The organism is Streptomyces sp. NPDC056224, assembly GCF_042267665.1.
Lineage (GTDB): Bacteria > Actinomycetota > Actinomycetes > Streptomycetales > Streptomycetaceae > Streptomyces.
In genome coordinates this window covers 351866-374429 of the sequence record NZ_JBHJTK010000002.1, presented here as the reverse complement: position 1 = coordinate 374429, position 22564 = coordinate 351866, and the positions used below count along the sequence as shown (strand labels likewise).

The following is a 22564-nucleotide window of genomic DNA, read 5'->3' as shown; positions in this document are numbered from 1 at the left end:
GTCGCTGGGCCGCGCTAGTCGACGCCGGGCAGGATGTGCGACTCCGCCAGGTCGTCCTCGTACCCCGCCAGCCGGATGGGGGCGGACCGCGCCCAGACCTCGAGGCTTCCGAGCTCGTCGGTCCGCGGCTTGGGCCGCGACCCCGTCCGCTCCAGCAACGTCGGTTCGGGCTTCGTGATTTCTGTCACCGCGCACTCCTTCGTGTCGCGCAACCCGGCAGGCGGACCGCGAGCCGGGCAAGGGCCAAAAGGGTTTCCGGACGCGGTGGCGCCTTGGTGGAGCGTGGCCCGGATGGGGCCTTCTTGATGCCCCAGAGTACACATATGAGCGGGCCTCCGCTCGATAGACAGGCAAAATCCGCGTCGCCCTCTTGTTTTCACCGCGAGTTCAGGAGGTCTTCGACCCGCGGGTGCGTCCAGCATGGTCGGCCCGACGCCGGATGCGCGCGGGGGCGACGGAGGGGCAACGGTGGCGGGGGCCGGAATACGGGGGCCCGAAGTGCCGTACGTCTCAAGCGTTCCGGAGCTGATGGATCTTCCGAGCGCCTGCCGCGACGGCCGTGGCCTGCGGACTGCCGCCCTCCCGCGCCGCGCCCGTCCTCGGCGAGGAACTCCGGACGGCGGGGCTCGTACCGGATCTCGGCGAGCTGCTCCGTCCGGGTGACGCAGCGTCCCGGACCGATCACGCTCAGGCGGTCCGGCCGGCGCCGGGCGTGCGGGTGGCCCGGCCGGTACGGCTGCCCGCGCGGGCCGGCGGCGAGTCGGCGCTCCGCCGCGCCCCGGCGGCGGCCGGCCCCGACGGCGAGGCCGCGGCCCCGTGCCGGACACACGGGCAGGCGGACACCGCGGGGCCTGAAGGCGGGCCTGCCGGAGGACTGGCGGAGGACTGGCGGCCGGAGCCCGGGCCGGTCGCTGCGGGCGCCCGCCGGGCGTCCCGGCCCGGGCTCCGGGAACGCGAAAGGCCCCCTCGGCACACCGAGGGGGCCGGGGAGACCCAGGGGATCGGCTGTGGGTGCCCGCAGGCGCCCGCCGGGGCTACCAGTTCGCGGGGGCGTAGTCCTTGAGGAAGACTCCGAACAGGTCCTCACCGAGTTCGCCGCGGACGATCGGGTCGTAGACCCGGGCCGCGCCGTCGACCAGGTCGAGCGGGGCGTGGAAGCCGTCCTCGGCCAGGCGCAGCTTGTCGAAGTGCGGGCGCTCGTCGGTGATCCAGCCGGTGTCGATCGAGGTCATGAGGATGCGGTCCGTCTCGAACATCTCCTGGCCGCTGGTCCGCGTCACCATGTTCATCGCGGCCTTGGCGGCATTCGTGTTCGGGTGCCCCGCGCCCTTGTAGCCGCGGCTGAAGACGCCCTCCATCGCCGAGACGTTGACGACGTACGCACGCCCGCTGGACGCCTTCCGGGCGGCCTCGGCCATGGCCGGCCGGAGCGCGCTGATCAGGATGAACGGCGACGTGTAGTTGCACAGCTGGGTCTCGAGCAGCTCCACCGGGGAGATCTGGTCGATGGTCTGCACCCAGGTGTTGCTCTCGACGACGTCGGGCAGCAGGCCGCCCGCGTCGATGGCGGTACCGGCGAGATGCCGCTCCAGGCTGGCGTTGCCCGCGACCAGGGCGAGGTCGGCGACCTTCTGCGCCTCGAGCCCGCTCACGCCGACGGGCAGCGCCGCCAGGCCGTCGACCGCGCCGGAGTTGAAGGCGCCGATGACGTGGTGGGCGGGGAGCTCGCCGGCCGGCAGCGGGGCGGCCTCCCCCTCGACCAGCGCGGCGTAGGCGGTGGGCAGGCGGCGCACGGTCTGCGTCGCGTTGTTGATCAGGATGTCGAGCGGACCGGCCCCGGCCACCTGCTCGGAGAGCGCCACGGCCTGGGCCGGGTCGCGAAGGTCGATGCCGATGACCTCCAGGCGGTGCATCCAGTCCGCCGAGTCGTCCATCGCCTTGAAGCGGCGGATGGCGTCCTTGGGGAAGCGAGTGGTGATCGTGGTGTGCGCGCCGTCGCGCAGCAGCCGCAGCGCGATGTACATGCCGATCTTGGCCCGGCCGCCGGTGAGCAGCGCGCGCTTGCCCGTGAGGTCGGCGCGGGCCTCGCGCTTGGCGCGGTTCTCAAGGGCGCAGTCCGGGCAGAGCTGGTGGTAGAAGTAGTCGACCTCGACGTACCGCGTCTTGCAGACGTAGCAGGAGCGCGGGCGCTGGAGTATCCCGGCGATCCGGCCGGCCTCGGTGACGGAGGAAGGCAGGATGCCCTCGGTCTCGTCGTCGATGCGCTCGGCGGAGCCGGTGGCGGTCGCCTCGGTGACGGCCTTGTCGTTGGCCGTCTTGGCCGCGCGGCGCTCCTGGCGGCGGCGCTGCTTGACCGTGCGGTACAGGCCGGCGGTGGCGCGGCGTACGGTGATCGCGTCGGGGTGGTCGACGTCGATCTTGTCCAGCTCGTCGAGCACGCTGAGACAGAGGGCCAGACGCTCGGGGTCGATGCCCGGTCCGTATGCGTGCCCGTAGTCCTGGCTGTCTTCGGTCACCGTCATGGCCGCTGCCGTTCCTTGATCACTCGTCCGCATCCGCCTGCTGCGGAAGTCCCCAAAAGGGGAACTGTACGGATTCGACGCGCCCGGAGCCAAACCCGCTGCCACGGGGTTCACATATCGCGTGCGGGGTGTGACCGTACGCGTCCGGACGTGGGCGTTTCCGCTCCCCTGCGTGCCTGATCGCGTACTCCCGTACTACGCCGGGGGTATGACTCGTGACCCCCCGTGGGGGGAGGAATAGCGAAGTCGGGTCGGGCATTGTGGACTTCATGAGTGCACTGGCGCTGTCGGCCCTGCTCTGCCTCGTGTCCGCCCTTGCGTACGCGGGCGGCGCGATCATCCAGGAACAGGTCGCGGCGACCACGCCCGACCGCCGGTACGCACCGCTGCGGCGGGGCGTGTGGTGGGTCGCGGTGGGGCTGAACGGCCTCGGCGCCCTGCTGCACGTGGTGGCCCTCGCGTACGGGCCGCTGAGCCTGGTCCAGCCCCTCGGCGCGCTCACGATCGTCTTCGCGCTCCCGATGGCCGCCCTCTTTGTACGGCGCCGGGCGGGCGCCGCGGCCTGGCGCGGGGCGGTGCTGGCCACGGTGGGTCTGGCCGGGCTGCTGGCCCTGACCGGCGGTGACGGAGGGGCGCGGTCCCTGGCGGGCGGGGAGCGGAGCCTGCTGCTCCTGGTGACCGTGGCCGGGGTGGCGGCGCTGTTCCTGGCGGCGCACCGGATGCACCGGGCGGTACTTCACAGCGTGCTGCTGGCCGCGGCGGCCGGTGCGGCCTTCGGCATGGCCTCGGTGTTCACCAAGTCGGTGGCCGAGAGCTTCGGGCCGGGCACGCCGGGCGGGCTGTGGCCGGATCTCGCGGCGATCGCGGTGCTGGCGTCCGGCGGCCTGCTGCTCTCGCAGGCGGCCTACCGGGGCGCCGGGCTGACCGCGCCGCTGGCCACGGTGACCGTGGTCAACCCCGTGGTCGCGGCGGCGGTCGGCATCTCGCTGTTCGACGAGGGCTTCCGGTACGGGGCGGCCGGCACGGCGGCGGCCCTGGCCAGCGCCGCGGTGGCGGCCGCCGGGCTGATCCTGCTCACCGCCGTGCCTTCGCACGTCCGCGGCTCAGATGTCGACTCCGTGGGAGCGGAGGTACTTCAGCGGGTCGATGTCGGAGCCGTAGCCCGGTCCCGTGCGCATCTCGAAGTGCAGGTGCGGGCCGCTGGAGTTGCCGGTCGAGCCGGAGCGGCCGATCCGCTGGCCTCCGGAGACCTGCTGGCCGGACTTGACGCCGAGAGCCGACAGGTGGGCGTACTGGGAGTACCGGCCGTCGGTGTGCCGGATGACGACCTGGTAGCCGTACGCACCGGCCCAGCCTGCGGAGACGACCTCGCCGGGGCCGACCGACTTGACGGAGGTCCCGGTCGTCACCGGGAAGTCGACGCCCGTGTGGTAGCCGCTGGACCAGGAGGAGCCGGAGACGCGGTAGGCGGTACCGATGGAGGCGTCCACGGGGGCGGAGAATCCGCTCGCGGCGGGCTTCTGCTGCGCTGAGGCGGGCTCGGGGGCCGGCTTCTCCGCGGGCTTTTCCGCAGGCTTCTCGGCCGGCTTTTCCGCAGGCTTCTCGGCCGGCTTCTCCGCCGCCGGCTCCACCGGCTTCACCGGTTCGGCCGTGCGCGGCGGCTTCTCCGGGTTCTGCGCGGGCGGAGCCGCAGTGATCCGCAGGGTGAGCCGCTGCCCGGGGAAGATCATGTCCGGGTTGCTTCCCACGGTGGCGCGGTTGGTCTCGTAGAGCGCCTGCCAGCCGCCTTCGACGTGCTGCTCGGTGGCGATGACCGAGAGCGAGTCACCCGGCGCGACGACGTACGGGTTCGGCAGGACGGAGGTTCCGGTGGGGCGGGGCGTGCTGCCCTGTTGCCCGGTCGCCGCCGTCTGCCGCGCCCCGGCCTGTGCCCCCTGTGCGCCCTGTGCACTCTGCGTCCGCTGGGTCTTCGGCACCGGGCCCTGCGGCGTGGTGGCGGGCGCCTGGCCGCTGCGGCTGAGGCCGGCCTGTTTGCCGCACTGCGGCCAGGCCTGGGGCCCCTGGCCCTTCAGGACCTTCTCCGCCACCGCTATCTGCTGGTCCTTGGTGGCCAGGTCGGCGCGGGCGGCGTAGACGGTACCGCCGAAGGCCCGCCAGGTGCCCTGGCTGAACTGGAGGCCGCCGTAATAGCCGTTGCCGCTGTTGACGTGCCAGTTGTTCGTCGACTCGCAGGCGGCGACCTTGTTCCAGGTGTCCACGGAGGCGGCGTGCGCGACTCCCGCACCGATGAGCGGGAGGGCGATCCCGGCGCCACCGGCGGTGACGGCGAGCGAGGCCCGGTTGATACTGCTCGGCTGATACCGGCGGTGCCGGCCCCGTACACCCATGGGAGCCCCCCTTGAAGACATCAGGAACCGCACAACCTAACGTCACGATCAGAGCATGACAAGGGGCGCAACGGGGCGCCCCCCAGCCGAATTTGACACTCTCTCGGCGGCGATCCGACCGGTAGCGGTCCGCGTCGATGTAGCGTCGGCATTCCCCGCACACCGAAGCACGCAGGAGCGCAACGATGAGCAGCAGCACAGCCCAGATCGGCGTCACCGGGCTCGCGGTCATGGGCAGCAACCTCGCCCGGAACTTCGCCCGCAACGGCTTCACCGTCGCCGTACACAACCGCACCGCCTCGAAGACCACCGCTCTCGTGAAGGAGTTCGGCCACGAGGGCAGCTTCGTGGCGGCCGAGTCCGCGAAGGAGTTCGTCGACGCGCTGGAGCGCCCCCGACGCCTCGTCATCATGGTGAAGGCCGGGGAGCCGACCGACGCCGTGATCCGCGAGTTCGCGCCGCTCCTGGACGAGGGCGACGTCATCATCGACGGCGGCAACGCGCACTTCGAGGACACCCGGCGCCGCGAGAGGGAGCTGCGCGAGCAGGGCATCCACTTCGTGGGCGTGGGCATCTCGGGCGGCGAGGAGGGCGCGCTGCTGGGGCCGAGCATCATGCCCGGCGGCTCGAAGGAGTCGTACGAGTCACTCGGCCCGCTGCTGGAGAAGATCGCCGCGAAGGCCGCCGACGGGACGCCGTGCACCTCCCACATGGGCCCCGACGGCGCCGGACACTTCGTCAAGATGGTGCACAACGGCATCGAATACGCCGACATGCAGCTCATCGCCGAGGCGTACCACCTGTTGCGCGAGGTCGCCGGCTACTCCCCCGCGAAGATCGCGGAGACCTTCCGGGCCTGGAACCGGGGGCGCCTGGACTCGTACCTGATCGAGATCACGGCCGAGGTGCTCGCCCACACGGACGCCGCGACGGGCCGCCCGTTCGTGGACGTCGTGGCCGACGCCGCCGAGCAGAAGGGCACCGGCCGCTGGACCGTACAGATCGCCCTGGACCTGGGCGTGCCGGTGTCGGGGATCGCGGAGGCGGTCTTCGCCCGGGCGGTCTCCGGCCACGCGGACCTGCGTACGGCCGCGCGGGGGCTGGCGGGCCCGACGGCCGCCGCGCTGTCGCCGGAAGCGGCGGAGGCCTTCGCGGCCCAGGTGGAGGAGGCCCTGTACGCCTCGAAGATCGTCTCGTACACCCAGGGCTTCCACCAGATCCAGGCGGGCAGCCAGGAGTACGGCTGGGGCGTGGACCTGGGCGCCGTCGCCTCGCTGTGGCGCGGCGGCTGCATCATCCGGGCCGCGTTCCTGGACCGGATCCGGGCCGCGTACGACGCGCAGCCCGGGCTGCCGAGCCTGCTGGCGGACGCGCGCTTCGCCGAGGAGATCGGGGCGGCGCAGGAGGGCTGGCGGTCGGTGCTGGTGGCGGCGGTGCGCCAGGGCATTCCGGTGCCCGCCTTCGCGGCTTCGCTGGCGTACTACGACGCCCTGCGCGCGGAGCGGCTGCCCGCTGCCCTCACGCAGGGGCAGCGCGACTTCTTCGGGGCGCACACCTACCGGCGCACCGACCGCGCGGGCTCGTTCCACACCCTTTGGAGCGGCGACCGCTCCGAGGTCCAGACGGGCTGAGGCCGCTCAGCTCCAGGGCCCGGGCTGCGGTACCGGCGCGGGCCCTGGCGGCGGAGGCACCGGGTCCGGCTCCGGGAAGGGACCGGGCACGGGTGGCACGGGGCGCGGGATCGGCCCGGGGTCCGGGGTCGGCTCGGGTGACGGGGTCGGCTCGGGCTCGGGCACCGGTGGCTGCGTCTCTTCGAGTTTTCGCACCATGGGGCCCATTTTCCCGCAATCGCCCCGTTAAAGCCCGTACCAGCCCGCTGCCCTGCGGAATGCGGCCCCGAGCAGCCGTCTTAGCGGGCCCCCGCCAGCCGCAGTCCCGCCGCCAGGCCCCGAGCCGGGCTGGACAGGACCGGGATCCGGGTCGTGACGAGATCCGCTGCGCCGGCCATGGAGGCCTGGGCCAGCACGATGACGTCGGCGTCGGTGACGGCGTCGGCCGCCTCGGCCACCCGGGCGAGGGAGCCGGCGTCGTCACCCGCCGCGAAGCGCTCCCAGGCCCCGGCGACCACGTGCGTACGGATCGACACCGGCCGCTCTCGGGCCTCCTCGGCGAGCAGCGCGCGGGTCGGGGCGAGCGTCGACTCCACGGTGGCCAGTACGGCGATCCGCGCGCCGGTGCGCACCGCGGCGGCCGCCATCGGCCGGTCCACGCGCAGCACCCGGGATCCGAGCGCCGAAGCGAGGGATTCCGCGGTCGCCCCGATCGTCGAGCAGGTCACCAGCACGGGCAGCGGCCCGGCCTCGGCGAGCAGCCCGGCGAGGTCCGGAGCCACCGCCTGCGGACCCATGGCGCGGGCCCGGTCGAGCAGCTCCGGAACCACCCGGTGCCGCAGTACGGCCCCCGGGTGGTTCCGGTCCCGCAGGGCGTCGAAGACCGGGACGTGCGCGGGCGAGGTGTGCAGCAGGAGCAGCTGCGTCACCAGAGGCCTGTCTCCGCGTCGAGCTGGGCCTTGGCCGCCGACACGACCTCGGGGGCCGGCTCGGGCGCCTGGTCGGGGTGCTTGGCCGCCCAGCTCGCCGCGTACGGGCAGAGCGGAACCACGGGCACGCCCTCGGCGGCGGCGATCCCGTAGAAGGTCTTCACCAGCTCCCCGGCGATCCCCCGGCCCTCGTGGCCCGGCTCGACGACGGTGTGCACCGCCACCAGCGCGTGCGGGTCGCCGGTGAGCACGAAGTAGGCGATGAACCCCACCGCCGACCCGTCCTCGACGGCCAGCAGCCTTCCGGCCTTCCGCTCGTCCTTGAACTCGACCATGCTCCCCGACTCCCCTCAGACAGCCACGGCGTGCGGGCTGCGCTCCTGATCCGTACCGGGTACCGGGGCGGAGGGATCCGCGCCCAGCTCGATGATCCGATTGTCCGCGTCGACGTGCACGACACGGGGCTGGAACACGCGGGCCTCGGCGTCCTCGACCTGCGCGTAGCTGATGAGGATGACCAGGTCTCCGGGGTGCACCAGATGGGCGGCGGCTCCGTTGATCCCGATGACCCCGGATCCGCGCTCCCCCTCGATGACGTAGGTCTCCAGGCGCGCGCCGTTGGTGACGTCCACGATGTGGACCAATTCCCCGGGCAGCAGATCGGCGGCGTCCAGCAGATCGGCGTCAACGGTCACGGATCCGACATAGTGCAGATCGGCCTGGGTGACGGTGGCCCGGTGGATCTTGGACTTGAACATGGTACGAAGCATGCGAATACTCCCGATATGTCAGCTCCCTGCCTGCTCAATGCAGGTCAAGGGCGGTCTCCGGAGCCTACAACGATTCGCCTGTCCGGTCAGCTGTCCCCAGGTCTTTCGGGACTCATGCTGACCTGGTGCCGACTTTTCTGACACAGAATCGGGCAGGCGACGCCTCCGGCGCCGCCTGTGCGGGGGTCGACCGGCCGGCTGCGCGGTTCTGGGACAGGTCCGGCTACTGGCTGCCGGACAGCCGGGCTGCCACGCCGAGCAGCAGGTTCAGCGTGATCTGCCCCGTGGTCAGCAGCCGAGCCGGCTCGCTGCGCGCGGTGACGTCCCCGAACCCGACCGTGCTGAACACGGTCATGGCGAAGTACAGGCCGTCAGTGCGCGACAGCGGTTCGCCGAAACTGCCCGGCGGCAGGTGATCATGCCCGCCGTGATCAGCGCGCAGGATTCCCACGAGACGGTCTCGACGGCCTACCTGCTGGCCGCCAGCCAGAGCCTGGCCCTGGGACCTTTGCTCGGCCTGTCGCAATCGCTGGTCCTACGCAAGGTCACCCGGCGCTGGGCCTGGTGGATCGGGGCGAACCTCGCCTCCTGGCTCACCGTCGACGCCGTCATCCACCTGCTCTCCCGATGGGCCGACGACCTCAACGTCCTCACCGGCGACGGATCCCTGATCGAGGTCTACCTGACCCTGATCGCCACCACACCCTGACCGGCAGGGCCCTGCTGTGGGTACTGGCGCCCTCAGCCCTGACCGCCGCCGCCCGGGTGCCCCGATGCTGAACACGTGCTGTCGCAACTCGTGTCCTGGACCACCCGCCTTGGAGCCGTGCCGTGCGTGCCTTTCTCCGCGTCGGGCTAATCCGATGACGTGGCAGTTCTGCGACGTCATCCGCTCTGTCACCCGGCGTCGGGGCCGTCACCGCGGTGGGCCGGAACCGGACGCCGGGAACAGGAGCGGAGCTGAAGGGCCCACTCACTCGCCATGGTTCATGGTGAAGACGAAGCTCTCGGAGTTGTAATAGTTGGGCAGGTGCGCGAGGTAGGAGCCCTCGCGGGGTGGATTCTCGTTCCACCAGTCCTCTGGACCGAACAGGTGTGAGGAGTAGTCGCTGGATGCGACACGCGGCACGAACTGCAAGCGGAACGCGTCTGATCCCTTCTCCTTGCTGATCCTCCATAGCTGTACGGCGTAGCGGCTTGAGGAGCGGTCACCACAGTCGTTCAGGACGGCCCGGACGATGTTTCCGCCGCCTTCGGTACCGTCGAGGCACTTGTCGCTGCCCGTGTTACGGAGCTGGTACGCGCCAGATGCGTCCTTGAACGTCTCCCACCGCTGCAAGGCCACGTCCCGGCACTCCTCGAGGCGCAAAGCGGCCCCAGCGGCACGGCTCTGCGCGCCCACGCACAGCCCGGTCGCTCTGTTGACGAGTGGGAAGCCGATGGGAGGGCTGCTTGGTGTGGGGGTGGTGTCTTCCGGTGTCGGGTCGTCCGGCATCGGGTCTTCCGGCGTGCTCGACGGAGTGGAGGAGGCCAGAACGGGGGTCATGGTGGATGGAGCAGGGGACGCCGTGGTGGCAGCGGCGGCCGCGGGTACGGTGGGCACGATGGTGGCGTGAGCCGGGGGCGGAGGGGTGGTGTCGGAGGGGCCGGTCGTCTCGATGACGGTGACGACGGCCGTGGCCGCTGCGGTGACGGAGACGGCTGCCACAAGGAGCGAGGCGCGGGACCGCGTGACGGACCGGCTGCGGGGACGTGGCACCGGGGGTGGGGAGCCTGGGCCGGCCGTCGTGCTCACATCGAACGCCGCGGGCGTCGGCGCTTCCGAGTCGACGTCGGGGGTGTCGGCCCGGGGAATGGCTGCGTTCTGTGCCGCGTCCAGGAGAAGGCCGGTGAGTGCTGCCTGGCTTCCACTGCGGAGGATGGCGAGGTTGGTCCGGGCGTCTGAGCAGCTACGGCAGGCTGTGGTGTGCTGGGCGAGGACGTTCGATGAATCGGAGACGCCTCCTTGGAGGGTGTCATCCATCGCGGCGGTCAGATGCCGGCAGGTCCGGCTTGGGGCCTGTGCGACGTAGGTACGCAGGTATGCCTCGCACAGCTGCGTCCGGGCCGAGGGGGTGAAGGAGGTGTCGTGGCCCGGGTACTCCGTCTGACGGAGCCCGGAGTGTTCGGGGGCTTCGGCTATTTCGGGGCACAGAGCCTGCTGCGATGCGGGGGACAGAGTGCGGAAGGCTCGCAGGACCAGGGGGTCCTCGTCGGCGGCCGTCTGGGTCACGATGCTCCTTGTTGCAAGTACGCAAGAGGCCGCGATGTGCGGAGAGGGGAGTCATGAGCCGGCCTGCCGGGGGGCGGGGCGGGGCGGGTCATGGATGGAACCGCCCGATGAGGGGAACCGCAACGACCTGTGCCTGTGGTTCGGAACAGGAACGATGCGCTCTCCTTGGCCTCTTGGGGAGATGAAGAGTGCAGGCGAAAGGCAAGGCGAGTCAAGTAGCGAAATCCTGACCGAGGTTGCGCACCGAACTGACCCATTTTCAATTGGTCACGAACAGGTATCAGCTGTCCAACTGATATGCCCCTCCTCAGGATTCCGCCGCATCCTTGGGCCTGACTCGCACGTGGTGGTAGCGGAGGGTGGCGCTATCTGAGGGGATTCGGTGGCGGAGGAGGTGAAGTGCCCTCCGGCCGTTTGGGCGCCGGCAGAGCACCGCATCCGGGAAGCGTCCACCCTTCTGGGCCGCGCCGGACAGGCCGAATGCGCAAGCGAAGTCGCCGCCCTCCGCCCTTCCTGGCCGTCGCCGCCGCCCAGTTCCCGGCCCTCGTCCGCGATCGCGCCAGGCGGCGGTGAACGCCAGGACCTGACCTGGGCAAACGAGCGGTCGATGTCGGCAGCTCGTTGCCGGCGAGGCCAAGTGCACGGTGTCATTCGAGCAATGCTCAAGACCTGTGGATCGGTTCCGGGAGGGCACGCGGAGGGCGTACCTTCCCGAATGATCCGTTGATGGTCACCGAGTAGGCCCGCGTTGCAGCGCGGGTCGGGAAGGCACGCCCGTGCTCAGCGTGGTCACCGCCGACGGCTCCACAGAGTCCGGCTCTCTGATCGATGAGATCGTCCGCGAGGGCGCCCGACGGATGCTCGCCGCCGCACTGGAGGGCGGAAGTCAACCAGCACATAGCCGAGTTGGCAGCCGAGGAAAACCTCGCAGCATGAACGTGCTCGGCTGACACGCTGAGGCCGAAGCGCAGAACCGCACAGAGGACCGGGACGCCCATGCTGAACCCACTCGACGCTCCAGCCGCGGTGTCAGCCGCGGTGTCAGCCGCAGCCGAACGGCTCGAGGAGCTGCTCGACGACTGCAACCATGTGTCGTCCATCGAGCTGCTCCATGTAGTCCCCGTAGCCGGGACGACACCCGGTCATGACTGGATGAAGGATCTCGCTCAAGCCGTGTACGACGCGGGGGCCAGTGGACACCAGACGTCGGTCGACCCGTTCGAGTCACCACAGGCCTGGCGGGACATTTTCCGCCGACAGGTGACCGACGGGTTCATGCAGCCCGCCAACAGGTGGCCGGACGCCAACCTGCGCACGCCCGCCGAGATCCGGCAGGCAGGCGAACTCGCCGATGGCATCGCCGACCTCATCGAAGCGCATCTGGGGCCCGTCCGAAGCTCCGGCGACGTCGACGGCCCGCGCATGGGCATGGGCATGGGCGCCATATGGTCGCGCAACCTGCTGTTGGTCACCAGCGACTGGGCCACCGTCCTCTTTCTCGGAGTTGATCACTGACCGAACACGTCCCCGTCAACTGCGGCCGCCGCCTCAGCGGCTCTCATCGTCCACAACTCTTGACAATTCGGCGACCGGGTTCGGGGGAAGGCCGCCCACCTCCGAGGGATCGATCCGTGTTCAGGCGGCGGCCGGGAGGACTGCCCAGTAGGTGACGGTGCGCGCCAGGATGCGGGTGCCGTGGGCGCTTGCCAGGAGAGCGATGATGCTCACGCCGCGACCGTGTTCTTCCGGTGCGCAACTGGTGGTCCAGGTGCCCTCGTCGTCGGCGGGGCCGCCGTCGCCGACTTCGATGCGCAGTGCGCCGTCGTTTCCGGGGCGCTGGAGGTGGAGGGCGACCGGGGGCAGGGCGTGTTCGACGGCGTTGGTGACGAGTTCGGAGACGACGAGCAGTGCTTGGTCGATGGTCTCGTCGTCCACGTCCCATCCATCCAGAACGGCGGTGGTGATGCGGCGCGCTGTGCCGGCGGACGCGGGATGGTGCGGGAGCTTCCAGACGCACGGGCGCGCGTCGGCCCGTGCGTGGGTGGCGGGTTGCGGCGGGAGGGGCGTCGGAGCGGCCGGGGAGGGAGCCGTTTCGGTGTCGGTGCTGGCGTCCATGGCAGGGTCCTGGCGGTGGGGGTGCGAGCGGTGTCGGCGATGCTTCGCCTGTCCGGCTGCGGTGGTTACTGTGGGAGGTGGTGGAGGACGGCCGAGGCGAGTGCTGCGTCGAGGGCACCTACGCCGGTGAGGTCGGCGACCGTGATGGCCGTTTCGGGGCGGTCGGGGGGCGTTTTGAGAAGCCGGCCGGCCGCCATGTCGCTGTCGGGGGCGGCGGCGCCGGCGCGGACGGCGTGGCCGAAGTCGCCGTGGTCGAGGCACTGGGCGTGGTCGTCGGTCGCGATGAGCTGTGCGCGGCGGAAGAGCGCTGGTGGGAGCTCGTTCTTGTGCGGCATGTCCGTGCCGATGCCTGTCACGTGTGCGCCTTCCCGCACGTGCGAGGCGTCCAGAACGGGGGCTGTGGCCGGGGTCGTGGTGATGATCATGTCGGCCGCGGCTGCCTCTTGGGCCGTTGCGGGCCGGGCGTGCAGCCCGGCCGTGTGGAGCTGCTCGCACAGGGCGTTGGCTTTGTGCAGGGTACGGCCGTGAACGAGCACGGTGGCGACGGGGCGGAGTTTGGCCAGCCAGGTCGCCTGGAGGCGGGCTTGTTCGCCGGTGCCGAAGACGGCCAGTGTCGCGGCATCCGGGCGGGCCATGGTGTGGGTGATCAGTGCGCCCGCCGCCGCGGTGCGCCAGGCGGTCAGCAGGCCGCGGTCGTCGAGGACTGCGCGTATCTGTCCGGTGCGGGCGCTGATGACGCAGACCAGACCGTGGTTGGAGGGGAGACCGAGGCCGTGGTTGCCGTAGAAGCCGGTCGCGATCTTGACGGTGAAGTCAGTGGCGCCGGTGATCCAGCCGGCTTTGACGTGGCAGTCTCCGTCGGCTTCGGGGAAGGCCATGTGGAGAGGCGGCGGCACCCGGGTGCGGTCTTCGCCGTGCGCGATCAGCGCGTCCCGGACAGCGTCGAACACCAGCTGCGAGGTGGCGGCCGCTTCGATGGCGGCCGGGTCGAAGACGGGGAGGGTCATCGGCTCGTCCGCATCCACGTGGCGAAGGCGGCCAGGCCTTCTTCGGGGCGGTGCCGGCCGATGCCGATGCGGAACCGGTCGGTCGGGGTGGGGGTGAGTTCGGAGTGGTAGATGCTGGCGGGCAGCAGCAGGACGCCGGCTTCCTCCACCAGGCGGGTGCAGAATTCCTCCACCCCGTCGGGGCCGAGGTAGCGGGGGTAGGCGACGCACCCACCGTCCGGGGCCTGCCAGTCGAAGTCGTCCGCGAACTCGGAGAAGAACGACTCGAACGCCGGCAGGTTGGCCGCGATGAGCGCACGGTTGCGGCGGAGGATCAGCTCGCGGGCCTTGAGCGCGATGCGGGCCAGGACCTCGCTGGGGGCGGAGTTGCAGATGGTGGTGTAGTGCTTGGCGCGCTCCAGGCGCGAAAGCAGCTCGCGGTCGCGGCAGGTGATCCAGCCGATGCGCAGCCCGGGCAGTCCCAGGGATTTGGACATCACGTTCAGGGACAGCGCGCGCTCGGACAGGTCGGCGGCCTGCGGCAGGATACGGGCAGCGTCGTGTTCCAGACCGCGGTAGACCTCGTCGCTGAAGAGGTGGATGCCGCGCTCGTCGCACAGCCGGGCGAGGGCGGTGAACTCGGCCGCGTCGATGACTTTGCCGGTGGGGTTGTTGGGGAAGTTCACCGACACGACGCGGGTGTTCGGCCGGAGCGCCGCCGCGACCTTGTCGAGGTCCAGGGCCCAGTTGCGGTCCGGGTCGAGGGCCACGCCGGTGACCTCGCACAGCGCCATCGGCACGGTCTCGGCGGCCTGGTAGTTCGGGGTCACCACCACGGCGTGGTCCCCGGCGTCGAGCAGGACGTTCATCGCCAGGTAGAGGGCCTCCTCGGCTCCCGCGAAGCAGATCACGTCGTCCGCGCCGGCGTTCTCGTACGTCTGGGCGATCACCTCGCGCAGGGCCGGATCGCCGAAGGTCTCGGTGTATCCCAGGGGCAGGTTCTCGAAGGTCTCACGGTCCTTGTCGTCGGCCAGTGAGAGGAGCTCGCCCAGCGTCATGGTCTGGACGTCGGAGGCGGTCAGGTGGTGGCGGGCGGTGAACTCCCAGCGGGAGAAGTACGTTTCCAGCCGGAAATCGGGCAGCCTTGTCATGGTCAGTCCTTCGTGTTCGGTGATCTGAGTTCGGCGAGCAGGCCGTAGACAGTGGAACGGGACACCTGAAGGGCGCCGGCGACGACGGGAGCGGCGCGGCGGACCGCGAACACCCGGGCCTCCTCCAGCCGGCCGAGAACGGCCAGGCGGTCCTGGCGGGTCATGCGTTCGACGGGCCGCCCGGTCTCGCGGACGTGGCTTCCGATGATGTGCTGGATGCGCTCGGACCAGTCCTGCTCGAACAACGGCTCCGGGCGCTGCACGGTGGGTGCGCCGAAGGCGGACAGGACCGCGGCGGCCTGTTCCAGCGGAGTGCGGTCGAGATTGATGCACAGCACCGCCGACGGCCGGCCCTGCGGATCGCGCAGGACCGCGCTGACCGATGTCAGCCGGCGGCCGTCGACGAGCAGCTTCTCGTACGGCCCGAACACATCCTGCGCCGACGGTTCGAGATCGTCCAGCTCCCCCAGCAGCGAGGGGTCACCCACGCCGCGGGAGGTCATCGGATTCCAGATCCCGAGGACCCGGTCGGTGTCCGGATCATGCAGGACGACCTCCGCGTACGGGCCGAGCAGCAGCGCAACGGCCTGGGCCACCGGCGCCCACAGCCGCACACGAGCATCTTGCGGGTCTTCAACATTCCCCATGACTGGACTGTAAGTCCAGATTGGACAGAAAGTCCAGACACCGGATCCCTCCCGGTGGCCACGAGGTCGACGTCGACAGCTTCCGCCCTCGCCATGGATCTCCGTAACGGGTGGTCCGGCGGGGCGCGGGCTGTCAGGGCGACGAGGACGCGGCGGCCGGTTGCCGCCCGTACCGCGCGGACGACACATGCTCCTGAGCCGGGCGCGACAGCTTTCCGTCATGCAGCCCGGGCGATGGGCACGTGCCTTTCGAACCTCCTCGGATGCGGCCGTCCGCACCCACGGGGATCCCGTAGCGCTCCCGCAGGCGCTGTGTCCCGACCGGTTCACCCCGGCCGACTCGTTCTGTCCGGACAGACTCCGATCCGACGCACCCGCAGTGCACGGAAGCCGCACTCGGCGAGTGCGGCTCCGTGCACTGCGGTCTCATCCGTGCACTGCGGTCTCAGCTGATCGCGATGTCGTCGATGTAGCCGCGGTAGCTGCCGGAGCCCGGGTCCTTCTGGTCGTAGCCGACCAAGATCCGGCTGATCTGCTTGCCCGCGTTCTGGTCGAGGCTGACCGTGACGTGGTTCCAGGTGTCGAGGGCGAGGGCCGTGCACTGTTCGGCGGGGCTTATCCGGTGGCCCCGTTGGTCCCAGGACCAGCTGTCACGCAGGGTGCTGCCGTCGGTGAACACCAGGTCCACGGCAGCGCATGCGCTGTTTCTCGACCCGTCGGCAACCGCGGCGGCGGTGGCGTGGCTCTGCGGGTAGATCCAGTAGCTGAGGGCCTTTCTGTCAGGCATCGCGGTGCCGATGGCCAGCGGGCTGCTGCTCAGGTCGTACACCTTCATGTACGCGTCGGCATGGTCCGTGCCGGTCCGGGTTGATCCGGAGTACACCAGTGCGCCGGTGCCCGTGTGGGCGGTTCCATCACTGCCGATGCCCGCCTGAGGGCCGTCGACGTTGTGGAGGCCTCCACCGGCCGTGTCGACTGCGTGGGTCCAGGCCGGTACCGGATCGCTCGACTCGAAGCCAGAGCGGAAGCTGCTGGCCGTGGCCGGCTTGTGCGGCTGGACGGGAGCCGGCGCGGGCTGATCCGGTGTAGTCATGCTCCGGGTCGGTCCGTCACTGATGCAGGCGGGCTGCCGTACCCATCGGCCGTTCTCGTCGAGTTTGTCCGCAGCGACACCCGAGTCGTACATCATGGTGGCCCCCGACCCGGCGGGGTAGGTGACGGTGATCTCGGCGTCGGTGGAGTAGGTCCACTCGTCCCAGCTGCCCTTGGCGAAGACGAACCGGCCGGTGTAGGTCTTGCTGACCGGGAAGGCCTTCACCCAGGTCGTGGAGTGTGCAGGCGCCGCGGGGACCACGGCGTGGTAGGTCTTCTCCTCCGTGTTGGTCGTACCGGTCTGGACCGAATGGGTGATCAGCTGGGATGCCTCGACCGCGAAGTCGGCGTGCCAGAAGTCACTGGAGGAACCCAGCTTGACGGTGATGGTCTCCTTCGTGCCGTTGGCGATCGAATCCGTCGTGATGGTGGAGGTGCTGTTGGTCACCTTGTAGTCGACGGTGGTCGACGGGATCGCTGCGTCGGTGTGCTGCGCCTGCAGGCACAGGGCCACCCCTGCGTCGTTGCCGGTCACCGCCGCCTGCGTCTGGCTGTAGCTGCAGTACGGGTAGGCCGAATGCGCAAGGACGGCGGCATCACATTTGGTCAGCGCGTACTTGGCGGCCCAGTCAGTGGTGAAGTCCTTCCCGCCGCCGAAGCGGGAGCCCCACAACTGGTTCTCCTTGCCGTGACACGGCCACATGTTCAGGTAGTCGGCGTGGCCGGCGAGCCAGCTGCTCGCCGCGTCCATGCATTGGTCGTCGACCACGTTGCGGATCATGAACTTCGTTCCCGAGCCTTTGAACTGACCCGGCTCGAAATACCAGTACTGATACTTCTGGGAGCCGTCGCACCGCTGTTGCTCCACAGGCCGCATCCGCCACGTGGAGTCCCACCATCCCGGCATCAGACACAACCCGGAATCCGTCTTGATCTGGAAACTTCCGTCACCCTGCGGTTGCAACGAGAACACCTGGTTGGAGCCGTCGTTGCGGTCATAGGCCTGCAGCCACGCCCCGGAATCGGACGAACTCCAGGGCACATCCATCGCCCGCTGGTCCTTGGCGAGCATGAAGACACAGTCCTCGGCGCTCTTGCCGTCACCGGCGTAGCGGCACTGGTGGGACGTCTCGCCGGCCGCCTGCGCCTGCTGGGCCCCCGCCCCCAGTAGGGCGGCAACCAGTGCGAAAATCGTCGACACGAGGACCCCGATGGGTACCGGGGGTCTGGGTCGCCGCCTTCTGGGCACGTGAGCCCGAACGGCATCGCTGCTGTGCATCTGCCACTTCCTCCTTCGTCGTGGCACCCTGCACGGTGCGCCTCCGCCTCCGGGGGATCAGAAGCCGCCCCAGGACTTCGCCGCACTGCGTGAGGGCCCATTCGTTCGATCCGACGGTCCTGCGAGGAGGGAGCCGTCGTAACACCGCCAACGTAGGAACGCGCAGCTGCCGATACATCCGTCACCTGACGTAGGAATGCTTGGGGTCGGCCGGTGTCCGGTCCGGGGGCGCGGGACGATGGCAGTCCTGCGGCTGTGCGCCGGTGCGTCGCGATATGGGGGCGGCGTGGGTGGGGCACCGTGCGTTGGCCGGGTTGCCGTGTGCCGGGGCGGCGGGTACGCGGCGTGGAGAGGGCCCCGGCGTGGTGAGAGCCCGGCGTCCCGGACTCCCGGTACACGTGTACGGAATGGCATTTCAGCCGTACGCCAGGCCGATCGGGTTTGGCAGGCCGACGCCGGAGAAAGGCCCCGGATTGACTGTCCGACCTCCGAAGCCTCTTATGAAGCTCAAATGTGCGCCACCCGGTACGTACCGGAACGGGACTGCGTCTATTGTCTGCTGTCGTGGAGTCAGCTCGACGAGTCACAGCCCGGCGGGCGTGACTCGCAGAGGTGAGGCCTTGGCCGAATCGCGGGAATGCGACCGTCGCCACCTGCTGTCGGGGAAGGGCACGCAGTCAGAGGCTGTTACCTCTCGTCGGGCAGCTGACTCTTCTGGACCGGCACCGCGGCACGGCGGTCGGGTCCGGCACGAGGCTGCCTGGTTCAGCAGGCAGATGGCATCACTACGGGAGAGACGGCCGTGCAATTCTTGGGGCCTCACCTCGTCGGACGCGATGCCGAAACGGCGATCCTCACCACTCTGGCGCTACGTGCCGCGCGCGGCTCGGGGCAGGCCGCGTTCATCGTGGGCGAGGCCGGGGCGGGCAAGACCGCGCTGCTTCGGTGCGCGGCGGCAGACGCCGAAGGCGCCGGCCTCCAGGCGCTGTGGGGATCGGCTCAGGAGTTGGAGGCACATCGCCCGTTCGCGTTGATATCGGCCTGCCTGGGGATCGACGACGGCCCCATGGACCCGCTGAGGGAGCGGGCCGCCGAAGTCCTTTGGGGGCAGGCTCGGTACGGGCTGCCGGGCACACCGGGAGGCGCGGATTTCCCCACTGTGGAGGCCATGTGTGTTCTGGCGGAGGAGATCTGTGCGCAGGGGCCCGTAGCGCTCTTCCTCGATGATCTCCAGTGGGCCGATCGGGCCAGTGCGCTGGTATTGCAGCGGCTCGTGCAATCGGTGGCCCAGCTGCCGCTGCTGATCGTCGGGGCGCTTCGCCCGGTTCCCCGGGTCGTCGAGGTCGACGTACTCGCCCGCGGGCTGCGAGGCAGCAACCGCACGGTGCTGCGGCTCGGTCCGCTGGCCTCGTCGGCCATGCCCTTGTTGGTGGCCGAGATGATCGGGCATGAACCCGGCCCTCGGTTGCTTCGGCTGTGCGAGGGGGCGGCAGGCAACCCGCTGTACCTGGAGGAGCTGATCGCTGCCCTTCAACGGGAAGAGGCGATCACGCTGCACGGGTCCGTCGCAGAGGTCACGGCCGATTGCCCCGTTCCGGCGATCGGCACGCTGATCACTCACCGGCTGGCGTACCTGCGTGACGAGGTCTTGCAGGTGTTGCGCGCGGCGTCCGTGCTGGGAGCCGGCTGCACGCTCCACGATCTGGCAGCAGTACTGGAGGTGCCGGCCCACGTCCTGCTCACAAGCATCGCCGATGCCGAATCGGCCGGAATCCTCACTCCCGACGGCCCACGTGTCGTCTTTCGTCATGACCTGGTACGCCAGGCTCTGCACGACGCCGTGCCGGGTTCCGTGCGCTCGCTGCTGCACATCCGGGCCGCGCAGGCTCTGACCCGGGCCGGGGCGGCGCCCGAGCGAGTTGCCGGACATCTGCTGGAAGCCGCCCCTCCGGACGGGGAGTTCTTGGTTCCCTGGATAACCGGGTCCGCAGCGCAGCTCACCGCGCGTGCGCCCGGTCTGGCCCTGCGGCTGCTGGGCACGGCCCTGGAGATCGCCGATCCCGCTGACCCACGCTACGAGCAGTTACGTCTGCACCATGTCGTCGCGCAACTGTCATCAGGTCTTCTGGCCGAGGCCGAGGAGAGCGCCCGCATCGCTCTGGCCAGACCTGCCGATTCCGGTCTGGAAGATCTGTTTCGCTGGATCATCGTCCAGGCCGCGTTCGCGCGCGGCCGCCCCGACGTCGCTCTGGCAGAGACCCGTCTTACGTGCGGAACAGCGGGCGCGCCGACACTCGATGCGGTCCGGTTCCAAGCATTTGCGTCGGTATGCCTCTTCGCCCTGGGGAGGCTGCCGGAAGCGGGAGCCGTGGCTGCCGCTGCGCGGCGAGCGGCTGCCGAGCTGGGCGACGCAACGGCCTTGGCCTATGCCCTGCAAGTGCTGGCCGCCAAGCATTTCCTGGAGGCTCCTGGCCTTGAAGCACTGGAGCTTGCCCGTCAGGCGTCGCGCCTGACACCCGAGACGATCCACCCGGCGCAGTGGCTCGGGCTGCAGCTCGCACTGGCCAACTGCTATATGGAACTGGATCTGACGCCGGACGCGGAGCGCACCTTGGCGAGCGTCCGCCCAAGCGCCGAGGACCTCGGGGGTGTGTTCCTGCCGTGGTACCACCTGTCCTGTGCGCTGCTGGCGTTCCATGCCGGCCGGTGGGAGGACGCGATCGCAGAGGTGGACGCCGGCCTCGACCCCGGCGTCCACTTCGCCATGAGCCGGGCGTTGAGAGCGCTGGCGGGGGCAATAGCCGTCCATCAAGGCCGGCGGGACGACGCCGAGACCCACATGAGCCAGGCTGCAGCAGCACAAGACAGCGGAACGGTCTCCTGGTTCTACGAGTACGTCCTCTTGTGCACCCAGGCCCTGCTGGACGAGGCGCAAGGGCATCCCGAGCGGGCCTTCCGCCGGCTGGCGCACAGCTTCGATGCCGGAATCGGGCATCTGCCCGGTCAGCTGATCCTCAGCTTCCTGACACCCGATCTGGTCCGACTCGCGCTTGACCAGGGCGACTCGCCGGCAGCCCGGCGTTACGCGCAGGCGGCGCGTTCGCGTGCCGCACACAGCAGCGCTCCCTACCATCTGGGGGACGCCTGCCGGTGCGAGGGGCTCATCGCACAGGATCCGGAGCTGCTGCTGGAAGCAGCCCGTCACTACAGTGAAGCCACACGGCCGCTGAACCAGGCACACGCCCTCACCGACGCCGCCGAGCTGCACGCGATACGCGGCCGGCCCTCCGACGGCCGCGCCCACCTCGAGCGAGCCCTGGCGATCTACGCCGGCCTGGGTGCAGTCTGGGACGCGGCACGTGCCACCGCCCGTCTTCGCGCGGTCTCCGTGAGCCGCGGCAACCGCGGCCCCCGCAACACCGTCCGCCTGGGATGGGAAGCACTCACCTCCACCGAGCGCATCATCGCCGGTCACGTCGCCGCCGGACACTCCAACCCCGAAACAGCCGCCCGCATGTGCATCTCGCGCCGCACCGTCAGCACCCACGTCTCCAACATCCTGCGCAAGCTCGGACTGACCTCGCGGGTAGAGCTGGCCACCGAGGTGATTCGCCGCAACAGCCCGCCCGAACACCAGCAGCCCTGAACCGTCAATCAGTCGGCACAGGGTTCCTCCAGAGGCATGGCGGACCTAGCGGGCCTGTGGCTCCTGCCCGCCACCTCGCCCCGCAGCCGCTCGATACCATCCGGAAGTCGCCGCTGGCGAACCCGTCCCATCGACATCGGAGCAAACTGTAATGAGACCCGCCTGGCAGGCCACACTCGGTGCCCTCGTCGTCGTCATGGCGTTGTTCGGGTCGTACCTGGTCCTCCCCAACTTGCCCATATCCGCCTGGCCGGTCATCACCTGGTCGGTCGTTGCCCTTCCCGCCGTCGCCTTCATCGTCCTGGTCCGCGCCGCGCTTCGGATGCGCTCCCTGAACCGGCGAACCGACAGCGACATCTCCGAAACCTGATCCGGCCTTGCCGACCGCGGCCCGGCCCATCCCCGCGATCCGCAGGCCACGGGCCTGTCGGCCCGGGGGGACATGGACTACGTGGCGTGGAGGACGCGGTACTTCACGTGGGTGACGTTCGGGGAGTCGATCACCCGGAGACACCTCCGGCTCGCCAACCGGCCGGAAATCGCGGATGTCCAGGTGGCCGCCGGCCGACGCCAGGTGGCGACCCATGGCCGCCCCGCCCCCAGCAAGCCGCTGAAGTTCCGCCCCAACCCGCTGGACACGGCAGGAATCACGTACATCGACTACAAGGACACCGACCTGCTCCGTAGGTTCATCTCCGACCGGGGCAAGATCCGCAGCCGCCGGGTCACCCGTGTCACGGCACAGCAGCAGCGCCAACTCGCACTGGCCGTCAAGAACGCCCGCGAGATGGCCCTGCTCCCGTACGCCGGCCGGTAGCGGACGGCCCGTGCGCCCCTCCGCCGCCGCCCCCGGTCGTCTGGGAGGCTGCTCGGCATGGCGATCCCCGAGTCCGCCGATTTCCTGCACTACCTGGGAGAGAGAACACTGCACGAGATGTGCCGCGAGCCGGGCGAATGACCGTGGCCCGGTGGCGTGTTCGTCAACGGCGACCACAGCAGGCGCGCAGCGCCGCGAAGGCCAGGACCGCTCCGCCGACCACCAGCCGGGTCACCTCTCCGGTGGAGGTGTCGGGCAGGGGCCGGGAGGGCGTGGCCGCCGCCACGGCTACGGTCGGGGCCTCCTCACGGGCATCGACGGGCATCGACGGGCATCGGCAG

At 70.2% G+C, this 22564-nt stretch carries 19 protein-coding genes and 3 pseudogenes; 8 read left to right on the top strand and 14 right to left on the bottom strand.

Going from position 1 to position 22564, the window contains the following annotated elements:
- Positions 1-14 precede the first annotated feature (14 nt).
- On the bottom strand, positions 15-188 hold the full coding sequence (locus ACFCZ1_RS05690; RefSeq protein WP_376677080.1) for a hypothetical protein: 174 nt from the start codon (positions 186-188) through the stop codon (positions 15-17).
- An 846-nt stretch (positions 189-1034) separates the two neighbouring features.
- Entirely contained in the window at positions 1035-2522 is a 1488-nt protein-coding gene (locus ACFCZ1_RS05685) for an SDR family NAD(P)-dependent oxidoreductase (protein WP_376677079.1), read from the bottom strand.
- Between the two features lie 269 nt (positions 2523-2791).
- On the opposite strand from ACFCZ1_RS05685, the pseudogene ACFCZ1_RS05680 reads away from it, so the two are divergent.
- A pseudogene (locus ACFCZ1_RS05680) lies at positions 2792-3523 on the top strand (DMT family transporter); the annotation flags it as partial.
- A gap of 102 nt (positions 3524-3625) precedes the next feature.
- Here the strand turns inward: ACFCZ1_RS05680 and ACFCZ1_RS05675 are convergent.
- A complete protein-coding gene (locus ACFCZ1_RS05675; protein ID WP_376677078.1) occupies positions 3626-4909 on the bottom strand; it encodes a transglycosylase family protein in 1284 nt (427 codons plus the stop codon).
- Positions 4910-5094: 185 nt separating this feature from the next.
- Here ACFCZ1_RS05675 and gndA point away from each other — a divergent pair, with 185 nt between their 5' ends.
- A complete protein-coding gene (gene gndA, locus ACFCZ1_RS05670; protein WP_376677077.1) occupies positions 5095-6540 on the top strand; it encodes an NADP-dependent phosphogluconate dehydrogenase in 1446 nt (481 codons plus the stop codon).
- Between the two features lie 278 nt (positions 6541-6818).
- Here gndA and ACFCZ1_RS05665 read toward each other — a convergent pair whose 3' ends face one another.
- From ACFCZ1_RS05665 to ACFCZ1_RS05650, 4 genes and pseudogenes are all read right to left on the bottom strand, one after another.
- Positions 6819-7448: an aspartate/glutamate racemase family protein gene (locus tag ACFCZ1_RS05665; RefSeq protein ID WP_376677076.1), complete on the bottom strand. Its 630-nt coding sequence runs from the start codon at positions 7446-7448 to the stop codon at positions 6819-6821.
- Positions 7445-7783: a GNAT family N-acetyltransferase gene (locus ACFCZ1_RS05660; RefSeq protein ID WP_376677075.1), complete on the bottom strand. Its 339-nt coding sequence runs from the start codon at positions 7781-7783 to the stop codon at positions 7445-7447. Before ACFCZ1_RS05660 ends, ACFCZ1_RS05665 begins: the two co-directional genes overlap by 4 nt.
- Before the next feature lie 15 nt (positions 7784-7798).
- Complete coding sequence (panD, locus tag ACFCZ1_RS05655; protein WP_376677074.1) at positions 7799-8218, bottom strand: aspartate 1-decarboxylase; 420 nt, start codon at positions 8216-8218, stop codon at positions 7799-7801.
- A gap of 238 nt (positions 8219-8456) precedes the next feature.
- A pseudogene (locus ACFCZ1_RS05650) lies at positions 8457-8624 on the bottom strand (potassium channel family protein); the annotation flags it as partial.
- 21 nt (positions 8625-8645) lie between these two features.
- On the opposite strand from ACFCZ1_RS05650, the gene ACFCZ1_RS05645 reads away from it, so the two are divergent.
- Complete coding sequence (locus ACFCZ1_RS05645) at positions 8646-8927, top strand: hypothetical protein (protein ID WP_376677073.1); 282 nt, start codon at positions 8646-8648, stop codon at positions 8925-8927.
- Positions 8928-9191: 264 nt separating this feature from the next.
- Here the strand turns inward: ACFCZ1_RS05645 and ACFCZ1_RS05640 are convergent, their stop codons facing one another.
- Positions 9192-10490, bottom strand: a complete 1299-nt coding sequence (locus tag ACFCZ1_RS05640) for an RICIN domain-containing protein (RefSeq protein ID WP_376677072.1) — start codon at positions 10488-10490, stop codon at positions 9192-9194.
- Between the two features lie 776 nt (positions 10491-11266).
- Between ACFCZ1_RS05640 and ACFCZ1_RS05635 the strand changes: the two are divergent.
- Together ACFCZ1_RS05635 and ACFCZ1_RS05630 are read left to right on the top strand one after the other, a co-directional pair.
- Positions 11267-11408, top strand: a pseudogene (locus tag ACFCZ1_RS05635) (IS256 family transposase); the annotation flags it as partial.
- A gap of 78 nt (positions 11409-11486) precedes the next feature.
- Positions 11487-12005, top strand: coding sequence for a hypothetical protein (locus ACFCZ1_RS05630; protein ID WP_376677071.1), 519 nt, complete (start codon positions 11487-11489; stop codon positions 12003-12005).
- 120 nt (positions 12006-12125) lie between these two features.
- Here the strand turns inward: ACFCZ1_RS05630 and ACFCZ1_RS05625 are convergent, their stop codons facing one another.
- From ACFCZ1_RS05625 to ACFCZ1_RS05605, 5 genes are all read right to left on the bottom strand, one after another.
- On the bottom strand, positions 12126-12605 hold the full coding sequence (locus tag ACFCZ1_RS05625; protein WP_376677070.1) for an ATP-binding protein: 480 nt from the start codon (positions 12603-12605) through the stop codon (positions 12126-12128).
- 65 nt (positions 12606-12670) lie between these two features.
- On the bottom strand, positions 12671-13612 hold the full coding sequence (locus ACFCZ1_RS05620) for an ornithine cyclodeaminase family protein (protein WP_376677069.1): 942 nt from the start codon (positions 13610-13612) through the stop codon (positions 12671-12673).
- Positions 13609-14742, bottom strand: coding sequence for an aminotransferase class I/II-fold pyridoxal phosphate-dependent enzyme (locus ACFCZ1_RS05615; protein ID WP_376677068.1), 1134 nt, complete (start codon positions 14740-14742; stop codon positions 13609-13611). Before ACFCZ1_RS05615 ends, ACFCZ1_RS05620 begins: the two co-directional genes overlap by 4 nt.
- Positions 14743-14744: 2 nt before the next feature.
- Complete coding sequence (locus ACFCZ1_RS05610; protein WP_376677067.1) at positions 14745-15389, bottom strand: transcriptional regulator; 645 nt, start codon at positions 15387-15389, stop codon at positions 14745-14747.
- Positions 15390-15834: 445 nt separating this feature from the next.
- A complete protein-coding gene (locus ACFCZ1_RS05605) occupies positions 15835-17682 on the bottom strand; it encodes a ricin-type beta-trefoil lectin domain protein (protein ID WP_376677066.1) in 1848 nt (615 codons plus the stop codon).
- 880 nt (positions 17683-18562) lie between these two features.
- Between ACFCZ1_RS05605 and ACFCZ1_RS05600 the strand changes: the two genes are divergently transcribed.
- From ACFCZ1_RS05600 to rpsR, 3 genes are all read left to right on the top strand, one after another.
- Positions 18563-21406: an AAA family ATPase gene (locus ACFCZ1_RS05600; protein ID WP_376677065.1), complete on the top strand. Its 2844-nt coding sequence runs from the start codon at positions 18563-18565 to the stop codon at positions 21404-21406.
- A 151-nt stretch (positions 21407-21557) separates the two neighbouring features.
- The gene (locus ACFCZ1_RS05595) at positions 21558-21776 is read left to right on the top strand and encodes a hypothetical protein (protein ID WP_376677064.1); all 219 of its coding nucleotides are present in this window, start codon (positions 21558-21560) and stop codon (positions 21774-21776) included.
- 204 nt (positions 21777-21980) lie between these two features.
- Positions 21981-22223, top strand: a complete 243-nt coding sequence (rpsR, locus tag ACFCZ1_RS05590) for a 30S ribosomal protein S18 (protein WP_376677110.1) — start codon at positions 21981-21983, stop codon at positions 22221-22223.
- 163 nt (positions 22224-22386) lie between these two features.
- Here the strand turns inward: rpsR and ACFCZ1_RS05585 are convergent, their stop codons facing one another.
- Entirely contained in the window at positions 22387-22548 is a 162-nt protein-coding gene (locus tag ACFCZ1_RS05585; RefSeq protein WP_376677063.1) for a hypothetical protein, read from the bottom strand.
- Positions 22549-22564: the final 16 nt, after the last annotated feature.

What these genes read in the sequence shown, in the direction of transcription:
- ACFCZ1_RS05685 (WP_376677079.1), bottom strand. Translation starts at nt 2,522, where the DNA reads ATGACGGTGACCGAAGACAGCCAGGACTACGGGCACGCATACGGACCG.
- ACFCZ1_RS05675 (WP_376677078.1), bottom strand. Translation starts at nt 4,909, where the DNA reads ATGGGTGTACGGGGCCGGCACCGCCGGTATCAGCCGAGCAGTATCAAC.
- gndA (WP_376677077.1), top strand. Translation starts at nt 5,095, where the DNA reads ATGAGCAGCAGCACAGCCCAGATCGGCGTCACCGGGCTCGCGGTCATG.
- ACFCZ1_RS05660 (WP_376677075.1), bottom strand. Translation starts at nt 7,783, where the DNA reads ATGGTCGAGTTCAAGGACGAGCGGAAGGCCGGAAGGCTGCTGGCCGTC.
- panD (WP_376677074.1), bottom strand. Translation starts at nt 8,218, where the DNA reads ATGCTTCGTACCATGTTCAAGTCCAAGATCCACCGGGCCACCGTCACC.
- ACFCZ1_RS05630 (WP_376677071.1), top strand. Translation starts at nt 11,487, where the DNA reads ATGCTGAACCCACTCGACGCTCCAGCCGCGGTGTCAGCCGCGGTGTCA.
- ACFCZ1_RS05625 (WP_376677070.1), bottom strand. Translation starts at nt 12,605, where the DNA reads ATGGACGCCAGCACCGACACCGAAACGGCTCCCTCCCCGGCCGCTCCG.
- ACFCZ1_RS05620 (WP_376677069.1), bottom strand. Translation starts at nt 13,612, where the DNA reads ATGACCCTCCCCGTCTTCGACCCGGCCGCCATCGAAGCGGCCGCCACC.
- ACFCZ1_RS05615 (WP_376677068.1), bottom strand. Translation starts at nt 14,742, where the DNA reads ATGACAAGGCTGCCCGATTTCCGGCTGGAAACGTACTTCTCCCGCTGG.
- ACFCZ1_RS05610 (WP_376677067.1), bottom strand. Translation starts at nt 15,389, where the DNA reads ATGGGGAATGTTGAAGACCCGCAAGATGCTCGTGTGCGGCTGTGGGCG.
- ACFCZ1_RS05595 (WP_376677064.1), top strand. Translation starts at nt 21,558, where the DNA reads ATGAGACCCGCCTGGCAGGCCACACTCGGTGCCCTCGTCGTCGTCATG.
- ACFCZ1_RS05585 (WP_376677063.1), bottom strand. Translation starts at nt 22,548, where the DNA reads ATGCCCGTCGATGCCCGTGAGGAGGCCCCGACCGTAGCCGTGGCGGCG.